At 62.9% G+C, this 9906-nt stretch carries 12 protein-coding genes; 2 read left to right on the forward strand and 10 right to left on the reverse strand.

The annotated features are described in order from the left end of the window. From VIM95_RS15645 to VIM95_RS15690, 10 genes are all read right to left on the reverse strand, one after another. Positions 1 to 225: hypothetical protein (locus VIM95_RS15645; RefSeq protein ID WP_331987527.1), on the reverse strand; the 225-nt coding region annotated here is incomplete at its 3' end. Between the two features lie 150 nt (positions 226 to 375). Continuing rightward, the gene (locus tag VIM95_RS15650) at positions 376 to 1440 is read right to left on the reverse strand and encodes a DUF1513 domain-containing protein (protein WP_331987529.1); all 1065 of its coding nucleotides are present in this window, start codon (positions 1438 to 1440) and stop codon (positions 376 to 378) included. Positions 1441 to 1479: 39 nt separating this feature from the next. Then, entirely contained in the window at positions 1480 to 3270 is a 1791-nt protein-coding gene (locus VIM95_RS15655) for an ABC transporter ATP-binding protein (protein WP_331987531.1), read from the reverse strand. Positions 3271 to 3359: 89 nt separating this feature from the next. After that, positions 3360 to 4562 (reverse strand): outer membrane protein assembly factor BamC, encoded by a 1203-nt coding sequence (bamC, locus tag VIM95_RS15660; RefSeq protein ID WP_331987533.1) that lies wholly within the window; start codon positions 4560 to 4562, stop codon positions 3360 to 3362. Positions 4563 to 4575: 13 nt separating this feature from the next. After that, positions 4576 to 5454 carry a 4-hydroxy-tetrahydrodipicolinate synthase gene (dapA, locus tag VIM95_RS15665; RefSeq protein ID WP_331987535.1) on the reverse strand — a complete coding sequence of 293 codons (879 nt, stop codon included), beginning with the start codon at positions 5452 to 5454 and terminating at the stop codon, positions 4576 to 4578. Positions 5455 to 5613: 159 nt separating this feature from the next. Further along, positions 5614 to 6276 carry a glycerophosphodiester phosphodiesterase gene (locus tag VIM95_RS15670; protein WP_331987537.1) on the reverse strand — a complete coding sequence of 221 codons (663 nt, stop codon included), beginning with the start codon at positions 6274 to 6276 and terminating at the stop codon, positions 5614 to 5616. Positions 6277 to 6398: 122 nt separating this feature from the next. Next, positions 6399 to 7043 (reverse strand): glutathione S-transferase family protein, encoded by a 645-nt coding sequence (locus VIM95_RS15675; RefSeq protein WP_331987539.1) that lies wholly within the window; start codon positions 7041 to 7043, stop codon positions 6399 to 6401. Between the two features lie 112 nt (positions 7044 to 7155). Then, a complete protein-coding gene (locus VIM95_RS15680) occupies positions 7156 to 7545 on the reverse strand; it encodes a rhodanese-like domain-containing protein (RefSeq protein ID WP_331987541.1) in 390 nt (129 codons plus the stop codon). Between the two features lie 105 nt (positions 7546 to 7650). After that, entirely contained in the window at positions 7651 to 7854 is a 204-nt protein-coding gene (locus VIM95_RS15685; protein WP_331987543.1) for a hypothetical protein, read from the reverse strand. 24 nt (positions 7855 to 7878) lie between these two features. Next, positions 7879 to 8274, reverse strand: a complete 396-nt coding sequence (locus VIM95_RS15690) for a DUF2917 domain-containing protein (RefSeq protein ID WP_331987545.1) — start codon at positions 8272 to 8274, stop codon at positions 7879 to 7881. A 111-nt stretch (positions 8275 to 8385) separates the two neighbouring features. Between VIM95_RS15690 and gcvA the strand changes: the two genes are divergently transcribed. Together gcvA and VIM95_RS15700 are read left to right on the forward strand one after the other, a co-directional pair. Beyond that, positions 8386 to 9294, forward strand: a complete 909-nt coding sequence (gene gcvA / locus VIM95_RS15695) for a transcriptional regulator GcvA (protein WP_331987547.1) — start codon at positions 8386 to 8388, stop codon at positions 9292 to 9294. Positions 9295 to 9327: 33 nt separating this feature from the next. Continuing rightward, the coding region (locus VIM95_RS15700) for a patatin-like phospholipase family protein (protein ID WP_331987549.1) at positions 9328 to 9906 on the forward strand (579 nt) is incomplete at its 3' end.

The raw sequence follows: 9906 nt of genomic DNA on the forward strand, positions 1-9906 counted from the left end.
TGACTTCAAGAGCTTCATCGAGGCTTTGACCCGCGCCTGCATCTGCTGGTCGATGATGCCCAGCTGGTCGACCAGGTTGCCTATCTGGACCTGGGCCTGCGCCTTGGCCTGCTCGTGGATCCAGCGGCTCTCGGTGCTGGCGAAGATCAAGGCGCTACCGAGAATGACCGGCAGCAAGGTAAAGGAGATGGCCGCGATCACGCGACCCCGCAATGTGGCGAACATATTCCGACCCTTATGTACTCTACAGATTCGTTCTAGCCGACAGTAGGACTTCGGGACCCGAAACTTGATGAGTGCGCGGGGTCGGCTGGATTAGCAAACCCTGAATTATTATCTAAATCAAAGCACTATGTGAAATTTTCGTGTAAGGGCTTACCGCAGGGAGGTACTACGTACTTCCCGTTGCCAGTTCCAGAGGTGAGAGCCGGTGAGAAAGCTCTTCTCGCTGTAGGCCTTGCTGACAGGGGCCAACGTCTCGGCATGGATGGCGATCACGGCAGCATTGTTGCCGTAGGAGATCAGGAAGTGATTACCGTCGGCAGAGAGGGTTATGCCGCGCGGTGTGCTATAGGGCATGGCCTTGACCAATTGCTGGGTGTCGAGCCGCCAGGCGCATACCAGGTTGGCGTCTGGTGTACAGGTCAGCGCGAGGTTGCCGGCGGTGTTGATGGCGACGCTGAGCGTCTCGCCCTTTAGCTGGTGCTTGAAATGAGGCGCGGCGGACGCTGCCATGAGTGGTGACTTGGGGTGGCGTAGCGCTACGCCGCCATTGTGCGCAGGGCCAAGGCCGTCGGTGGGGGCTGAGATCAGTGCGACATCACCGTTGCCTGCGATGGCGAAATGGCCGGCGTTGACCCTATCGTTTGGCACTGGCACGCGTTCGAGCAAGGCGCCGGTCTGAACGTCCACATAGCTCAGACAACCGGCCTCACCCAGTGAGCCGGCGCCCGCGTTGGCGACGACCATGGTGCGTCCGTCATCAATCAATTGGCAATCGTGCGGTTTGTGGCCGTAGCTGGGGAAAGCGCCCAGCAGCGCCAGGCTGCGGCCGTCGCGCACGGTGATGGCGCCGGTCAACCCGTTCAGCGCGGTTTCGGTGGCGTAGAGCAGGCTGCCATCCGGCGAAAAGGCGCCATGCCCGTAAAAGGCATGGCCCGCTGAGGCCGGGAGGGGGCGGGTTACCGTGCCACCGCCCAGGTCGACCTCGCAGGCTCCCGGGCCGATCTTCTCGAACAGCACCAACCGCAGTTTGTCTTGCGGGTCCATGGCAATGCCGTGCGGCAAAAAGCGGGTCGTGATCCCCGAGGGGTGGGGCTGGTGCAGGTTGAATACGCTCAACAGGAAGTGGCGCTGGTCGTTTTCGATATAAGCCCCACCACCCAGCAAGCTGCCCCAGGTGGTGTCATCCTGATTTAGAACTGGTTTGCTCAAATACATTGGCCGCCTCCCTCTCTATCATCGACCCAGTTGGTCAACTCAGGCAATGGCGCTGGCCACGGTACGCTCGCCCGTTTGCAAGCGCCACAACGTTGCGTAACCGCCGTTCTGGGCCAGCAGCGCCTCATGGCTGCCGGCTTCGGTGATCCGACCGCCCTCCAGCAGATAGATGCAGTCTGCCTGGCGTATGGTTGACAGGCGATGGGCGATGACGATGGTGGTCCGGTTGCGGCTGACCACGTCCAGGCTACGTTGGATGGCGGCCTCGGTCTCGTTGTCCACCGCGCTGGTGGCCTCATCCAGGATCAGGATGGGTGGGTTCTTGAGGATGGCGCGCGCCAGCGCCAGCCGCTGGCGTTGGCCGCCCGAGAGCTTCTGGCCGCGCTCGCCCACACGGGTAGCAAAGCCCAGCGGCAGCTTGTCGATGAACTCGGTGGACTCCGAGGCGTCGGCGGCGGCCGCAATGTCGGCATCGCTGGCGCCGCTCACGCCATAGGCGATGTTGTCGGCGATGGTGCCGTCGGTCAGGAAGGTGTCCTGTGCCACATAGCCGATGGCGCGGCGCAGGTCTTGCAGATTGAGCTCATCCACCGGCTGGCCGTCGAGCAGAATGCGGCCTTGCTGGGCGCTATAGAAGCGCAGCAAGAGTTTGACCAGCGTGCTCTTGCCCGAGCCGGTGCTGCCGACGAAGGCGATGGTCTTGCCGGCCGGGATCACCAGATCAATCTGCTGTAGGGTGGGGGTGTCGCCGTAGGAGAAACCTACTTGCTCGAAGCGCAGCTCGCCGCGTACCTGTTCGACCGGGAAGTGGCGGCCCTCATAGGGGATCTTGATCTCGGTGTCGAGCAGCGTCATGGCGCGGTCAATGGCGGCGACCGAGCGCTGGTACATATCGGCGACTTCGGCGAGGCCGGTCAGCGGCCACAGCAGGCGCTGGGTCAGGAACACCAGCACCGAGTAGGCGCCGACCGCCAGCTGGCCGTGCAGGGTGAGCCAGCCGCCATACAACAGAGTCGCGGTAAAGCCGGCCAAAATGGCCATGCGGATGACCGGTGTGATGGCCGAGCTGACGCGGATGGCGCGAGCGTTCGCGTTGCGGTAGCCGTTGCTGGCTTCCTCGATGTGACCGGCTTCGAAGTTTTCGGTGGCGAAGGCCTTGATAGTGGCAAGGCCCAGCAGATTGTTGTTGAGCCGGGCACTCACATCACCCGCCGCCACGCGGACCTCGGCGTAGCGCGGGGCCAGCCGGCTCTGGAACCAGAAGGCGCCGAACAGGATGGCCGGTACCGGCAAGAGCGAGACCAGGGCAACGCCGGGTTGCAGGGCAAAAAACACGGCACTGACCATGATGCTGGAGCAGAACACCTGGATGATCTGGTTGGCGCCACCGTTGAGGAAGCGTTCCATCTGGTTGATGTCGTCGTTGAGGATGGACATCAGGTTGCCGGTGCGCTGGTTCTCGAAATAGGCCATCTCCAGCTTCTGCACGTGGCGGTAGGCATCGAGCCGCAGATCGTGCTGGATGTCTTGCGCCAGCTGGCGCCACTTGACCTCGTAGAGGTACTGGAACAGCGACTCACCACCCCAGATGGCGATATTGAGCATACCCAGCGCCAGCAGCTGTTGCCAGGTATCGGTGATGCCCAGGCCGCCGAGCACCTTGGTGGCCAGGAAGCTCTGGTCACCCTTCACGACCACGTCGACCGCCACGCCGATCAGCACCTCGGGCAGGATGTCGAAGAACTTGTTGAGGACGGAGTAGGCAGTGGCGAGCCGGAAGTCGGTCTTGTAGTTGCGGGCGTAGGCGTAGAGTCTTTTTATCGGGTGCATGGGTACGTTCGTCCGGTTTACCTGCGGGGCCGCAGGTGGAAACAAAACAGCCGCCGGATTACTCGGGCGGCTGTTTGCGTTGCAGGCGCTTAGCGCAGTTCGACCAGCAGCGGGTCGAGAATGGCGTTGGCGTTGACTTCAGGCAGGGCGGTACCGTCCTTGCCGCCGACACGCACCATGGTCCGCGTGTCCTTGCCGGACAGAATGACCAGATATTCCGGACCCTTCTGCTCTTCGGCCTTCTTGTCGCTGTCGCTCTTCCAGAAGGCGAGCTTGCTCCAGAAGCTGCCGCCTTCGTCCTTGGCCTTCTGCATGACGCCGGGGCGAATGTAGTAGATGCCGAGCGAGCGGTCGCGGTCATTGATGCTGTAACCAGCGCGCTCCAGTGCCAGGCCGACACGACGCCAGGCGCGGTCAAAACTTTCCTCGAGCTGGATAGCGCGCTTGCCATCGATCATGGTGGTGATGGCGGCACGTGCCGGGCTGTTGTTCGTGCTGGCGGCTGCGTTGGCGTCGCTACCTTCGGCCGGCTTGCTGGCAGCAGTCACCACCTTGCCGGCGATCTCGGTGCTCACGCCCAGGCGCACCAGCAGCTTCTTCAGCTGTTCGGCTTCGCGCTCGGGTTCCACCGGGCTGACCATCCAGCGGGTGTCTTCCTTGTTGGCGCCGACGTAGTTCTCTTCCATCGCCTTGTGGCTGATGTAGATCTCGGTACTGCCTTCCTCAGTCGTACTGCGCTCGATGCGCATGCGGTACTGGTCCACCTTGCCGGTCGAGTACAGGGTGCCAAGGCCGCGCTGGATGGCGGCGCGGATGCCGCCGACCGGCAGGTCAGGGCGCTGTTCCAGCCAGTCGGTCTCCAGAATGCCGGCAGTCGGGCTGTCCACATTCAGCTTGAAGCCCTGATCCAGCCAGAACTGACGGGCCTGTGGCCAGACCACTTCGGCCGGAGCGCCGACCACCAGCCAACGCTGGCCTCCGGCGCTTTCCATCCGCACCTTGTCGAGCTTGGGTAGCACGGCGCCAGTTTCCAGCGCTTTTTGGCCGGCGGCATTGAGGGTGATGTTGTTCAGGCCGGGGATGACGTAGGCCAGGTTGCCTTCCGGTGCGCTCAGGTCCGGCGGGACTTCGAGCGGCTTATTCTGGATAGCCTTGCGCGCCTGGGCGTATTCAGGGGTCTTGGGCTTGTCGTCATCGCTGCCCAGGAAGGGCACCTTGAAGGTGGTGTTGGCGCAACCGGCGGCCAGCAGCGCCGCCGAGATGACGGCCGCAGTACGGGTGGAACGGATCATGTCTGAGTAACCCTTAGATTTCGATACCGGCTTGACGCATGGCGGCAAGCACCGGAGCCTCGCTGGCGGGGGAAAGCGGGGTAAGCGGCAAACGGATGCCGCTGGGCATCAGGCCCAGCTTGCTGACCGCCCACTTGGCGGGGATGGGGTTCGCTTCGATGAACAAGTGCTTGTGCAGGCCTTGCAGCTTGTCGTTGGCGGCACGTGCAGCCTTGATATCACCGCGCAGGGCAGCGGCACACATTTCGCTCATCAGCTTGGGGGCCACATTGGTGGTGACCGAGATCACGCCATGACCCCCCATCAGCATAAAGGCCAATGCGGTGGCATCGTCGCCGGAATAGAGGGCGAAATCCTTGGGTGCACGCAGGGCCAGGTCGGCGGCGCGGCCGATATCGCCGGTCGCATCCTTGACACCGATGATGTTGGGGATGGCAGCCAGGCGCAGGATGGTGTCGTTGCTCATGTCGGCAACGGTACGGCCGGGTACGTTGTACAGGATCATCGGGATCGCAACGGCTTCCGCGATGGCCTTGTAGTGCTGGTACATGCCTTCCTGGGTCGGCTTGTTGTAATAGGGCACGACCGAGAGAGTCATGTCAGCGCCGGCATCCTTGGCGGCCTGCGAGAGTTCGATTGCTTCGCGGGTCGAGTTGGCGCCGGTGCCGGCGATCACCTTGATACGGCCTGCGGCGGCCTTGACGGTCGCTTTGATCAGGGCCACGTGTTCTTCCACGTCCACCGTGGCGGATTCGCCCGTGGTACCGACCGCGACGATGCCGGCCGTGCCGGCGGCAATATGAAACTCGACCAGCTTTTCAAGGCTGGCGAAATCGAGGCTGCCGTCCTCGAACATCGGGGTCACGATTGCGACCAGACTGCCGTTCAACATGATGAGTATCCGTGGTGGGCGGAGAATGGATTGAAGAGCGGCGATTCTAACCGAATCGCCGAAACCGATGTAGGGACTGCACACGCCTATTTGAGTTCCACGCCAGGCGGCACGGGTATGCACAGGGGCGGTGCAAGTCGGGGTAGGCCGATAGCGGGTTCAGGATGGCATCAGGCCGGCGTGCTGCGGGTAATCGGTGATGATGGCCTGGACGCCGAATTCACGCAGCAAGGCATGCTCATAGGCGGTCTTGGCACCATAGACCGCATTGCGAAACCCCAGGGCGTTGGCCTGATGCAGGATGTCCGGGTCGACAATCTCGCAATCCCACACCAGGGTGCGCAGATTGCGATGCGGCAGCGCCGCGTGCAGCAGGCTGTTGATGGCGGCGGGGCGATGCGCGTTCAAAAAGCCACACTCGGCATCCAGGAGTTCGGCCGCTGCCAGTACGATTTCATGGCGGAAGGAGGTCAGCAGGATCTGGTGGCTTTCGTCGTAGTGCGTCAACAACGGTAGGGCCAGGCTGGCCGCAGCCGGGGTCTTGACCTCGATATTCCAGTAGGTGTGGGGGAATGCGTTGAGTGCCTCGGTCAGGGTCGGCACCGTATAGCCACAGATGTCGGACAGCTGTTTGCGGGTCAGGGCAGCAACCGGCTCACCGGTCTTGGCCACCCGGTCGTGGAACAGGATGGGCTCTTGGTCGGCGCTGACCCGTACGTCGGTTTCTATACCTTCAAAGCCCAGTTGCAGCGCTGCGGCAAAGGCGTCCAGCGTGTTTTCCGGGTATTCGGCATGAAAGCCGCGGTGGGCGAGCAGATGCATGGACGGTGCTCCGGCGGGGGAGGGGATGCATCAGTGTAAAAGCCTGCCGCGAACTTTCAAGCACTGCACTAAACACGGCCGGGTCAAAGCGGCTTGTTCGGACCCGGCCGGTGAGCTTGTACCTACACCCAGGGCTGGGCCAGTTGCTCACGGGTGAACACCCGCTGCACGGCTGGGCGTGCCAGTACACGCTGCAGCCAAGGGCCGATATGGCTGAAGTCGCGCGCCTTGCTGCCCTCGAAGTTGCGGGTCCAGCGGCACAGCATCAACGCATAAGGATCGAGCAGGCTGTAGCGCTCGCCCAGCAGCCAGGGTTGGCCATGGCCAGCCAGTTGCGCTTCCAGTTGTTCAAGCAGGGTCATGACCCTGGCCTGGGCGTGCCGCTTGACCTGGGCGGCAGCTTCGGGGGTGTCTGCCCAGCGGTGCGGATAGAAGTACAGGATCAAGGCTTGCTGCAGGGTGGTCGAGAGCCAGCTCAGCCATTTGAGAAAGTGCGCGCGCTCGTGGCTGCCGAGCGGCGGGGTCAGTTGGCCTTCGGGATGGGTCTCGGCCAAGTACTGACAGATGGCCGCGGTCTCGAACAGTACAAGGTCACCATCGGTCATCACTGGCATCAGGCCATTGGGGTTGAGCTTGCGATAGGCAGGGGTGTCCAGCTCCCCCTTCTCCTTGTCGACCGGCACCAGTTCGAACGGGATGCCCAGCTCTTCGAGCAAAATATGCGGTGCCATACAGGCGGTGCTGGGTGCGTGGTAAAGCTTGATCATGTCGTCCTCCGTGGGCTTTGGATGCTGTTTTGGGTCCTGCTGGCACCGGTACCGCAATGATAAATGGCAAATAAAAAGGGCAGGCCGCAGCCTGCCCGGTGGTCGCGTGGTCTCAGCAACCGCAGGCAACTGCCTCCGGTGCGCTGGCCAGCAGCCCGGCAGTGGCGAGGCCGTCGCGCTTCCACCAGTCGAGGCCGCCCATCAGTTCTTTCACGGTGAAGCCCAGCTGTACCAGTTTGAGGGCGCCCTTGGTCGAAGCATTGCAGCCTATGCCGTCGCAATAGCTGACGTAGAGCGCCTCGCGGTCCAGTTGTGCGGTACTGGCGGCGTCCATGCTGCGGTGGGGCAGGCTGACGGCGCCGGGAATGTGTTCCAGGGTAAAGGCTTCGGCGCTGCGCGCATCGATCACGATAACGCGCTCACCGGCATCAAGGGCCTGCTTGAGGTCGGCAGAGTCGATCTCGTAGGCAAGCTTGGCGGCGTAATGGCTGATCTGGTCCATGCTGGGGAGTCCTTGCGCTGAGTGAGGAAAAAGAAGGGAGCTGGCCCGATCTCGTGAATCAGGCTGAGCCGGCAGGGGCGGCGTATGGGCCGCCATATCCACCAATCAGGCCGGGCTGGGCCTGCTCACGGTGTTTACCGTGGCGACGCCGGCCTGTTGTAGCTGGGGTTCGCGGGCACCGGAAAAGAAATCGGTGACCAGCCCCAGCACCAAGAGGAGGGCGATGACGGCAAGCAGGAGAGGCTCCAGGATGTCGTCGTAGTGGTGTGCCGCGTCGTCCAGGTGCTGCTCTTCATAGTGATGGTCCATGATGACGCTCCTTTGTCGCTGCGCTCAGGCGCAATGGCATCCTGCGCCGGCGGATGGCTTGTCGCGAGCGATCTGCGACCGATGCACTGCAGGTCCGACCGGCTGCTGAAAAACGCGACGGATGACGGCGGCGGCGTACAGACCCAACTGCAAGATGCGATTGCGCCATTGAATTGTCGCGCTGGCCACCTCGCGCGGCAGGTATTGCAGCCGAGCGGTCATCAGCGGTTCGACCAGCAGCTTGCCGGCCTGTCGGATGCGATGGCTTTCCCCTTCTGCGAGCAATACGTCGGGGCCGTTCTCTTCGGTCAGCCACAGCCGGCCATGTCGGCACACGACAAGGTCACCGGGGCGGCTCTGCAGGCTGAGCACCTGATTTTGTGTCAGACGATGTTCGTATTCGATAAACTCATACAACATTTTCTGCTCCTTCCACTATCTGGGCATAGGCCGGTTGGCCCTTTGCTTGAGGCTATTTTCTGCCTTCTGGCCGTGGCGGGACAATCGATGCTTTCTCAGTGGAGTATTGAATTGGATTCAATATTTGAGACGCCGCCCAAGCTGCCATCGCTGCCTGCCCTGCGGGCCTTCGAAGCTGCAGCCCGTACTGGCAGTGTGGCGCGGGCGGCCGCCGAGCTGTTTGTCACCCCCGGCGCGGTCAGCCATCAGGTCAAGGGATTGGAGGAGCAGCTGGGCTACCCCTTGTTCGTACGCCAGGGACGTGGATTGGCGCTGACCCCGGAGGGTCGGCGGTTGGCGGCTGCGTTGAACCGGACCTTCGTCACGGTGGGTAACGAGCTGGAGGCCATACGACGGGAGCGGGAGCGCCCCAAGCTCACGGTCACGGTCCTACCGTCCTTTACCGCCCGCTGGCTCACCCCCAGGCTGGGGCGCTTTATCGAAGCCAACCCGGAGGTCGAGCTATGGGTGCAGTCCTCCAACCAGCTCGAATCGCTGGCCGAGAGCGGCATAGACATGGGTATCCGGGTCGGACCGGGTAGCTGGCGCGGGGTACACGCCGAGTTCTTCTTCCGCGAGTACTACTTGGTGGTCGCCAGCCCACATCTGCCCGGAGGCTTGCCCAAGCAGCCGGAAGAGCTGCAGGGCCGGCCGCTGTTGCGGGTGATGGATGAGCCCTGGAAGCCATGGTTCGAGCGGGTGGGCCTGGATTGGCCCGAACCCAGCCAGGGCCTGGTGTTCACGGACTCCGGCCTACTGGTGCAAGCGGCCGTGGCGGGGCAGGGGATCGCCCTGGCGCGACGCTCCCTGGTCCACGACGACCTCGCCAGCGGGCGCCTCATCAAGGTGTTCGATACCGAACTGCCTTTCCAGTGGGCCTACTGGCTGGTGACGCCCTTGCCACCGCCCCACCGGCCGGTGTTGCAGACCTTTATCAATTGGCTCCGCGAGGAAATGCGCGCAACCCTTGGGGACAGCTAGAATCGCGCCTTATCCGATAAGAAGCCCATGCCGATGCGCCGTCTGCTTCCCGCCTTGCTGCTTGCCCTGTTGTTTTCCCCCGTCCCGCAGGCGGCGGAACGCCCCCATGTTGCTCTGGTGCTTGGTGGCGGCGGCGCTAGAGGGTTGGCACATATTGGCGTGCTTAAGGTGCTGGAAGAGGCGCGGATTCCGGTCGATTGCGTGGTCGGTACCAGTATGGGTGCACTGGTGGGCGGTATCTATGCCAGCGGCCAGTCCGCCGGCCAGGTCGAGGCCAATGTGCGCAAGATAGACTGGGACGACGTGCTCGACGACGTGCCGGCCCGCCAGCAGCGCAGCTATGTCGACAAGCAGGACGATTGGCTGAACATGATGAACCTGGGCATCGGCCTCTCTGACGATGGCCAGCTACTGCTCCCCAAGGGGGCGATCAGCACCCAGAAGGTGGATATCCTGATCCACCGCCTGGTCAACAATGCCAGCCTGCAGAGCTTTGACGCCCTGCCGCTACCTTATCGCGCCGTGGCGGCCGACCTGGAGACCGGTGACATGGTGGTGTTGTCGCGTGGCGACCTCGCGGCAGCCATGCGCGCCAGTATGGCGGTGCCGGGG

Source organism: Chitinimonas sp., from assembly GCF_036568685.1.
Lineage (GTDB): Bacteria > Pseudomonadota > Gammaproteobacteria > Burkholderiales > Chitinimonadaceae > Chitinimonas.

Excerpts from the sequence above, each read along its gene's own strand:
- VIM95_RS15675 (WP_331987539.1), bottom strand. The coding sequence starts at position 7,043 with ATGATCAAGCTTTACCACGCACCCAGCACCGCCTGTATGGCACCGCAT.
- VIM95_RS15670 (WP_331987537.1), bottom strand. The coding sequence starts at position 6,276 with ATGCATCTGCTCGCCCACCGCGGCTTTCATGCCGAATACCCGGAAAAC.
- VIM95_RS15655 (WP_331987531.1), bottom strand. The coding sequence starts at position 3,270 with ATGCACCCGATAAAAAGACTCTACGCCTACGCCCGCAACTACAAGACC.
- VIM95_RS15680 (WP_331987541.1), bottom strand. The coding sequence starts at position 7,545 with ATGGACCAGATCAGCCATTACGCCGCCAAGCTTGCCTACGAGATCGAC.
- VIM95_RS15690 (WP_331987545.1), bottom strand. The coding sequence starts at position 8,274 with ATGTTGTATGAGTTTATCGAATACGAACATCGTCTGACACAAAATCAG.
- VIM95_RS15650 (WP_331987529.1), bottom strand. The coding sequence starts at position 1,440 with ATGTATTTGAGCAAACCAGTTCTAAATCAGGATGACACCACCTGGGGC.
- VIM95_RS15685 (WP_331987543.1), bottom strand. The coding sequence starts at position 7,854 with ATGGACCATCACTATGAAGAGCAGCACCTGGACGACGCGGCACACCAC.
- bamC (WP_331987533.1), bottom strand. The coding sequence starts at position 4,562 with ATGATCCGTTCCACCCGTACTGCGGCCGTCATCTCGGCGGCGCTGCTG.
- dapA (WP_331987535.1), bottom strand. The coding sequence starts at position 5,454 with ATGTTGAACGGCAGTCTGGTCGCAATCGTGACCCCGATGTTCGAGGAC.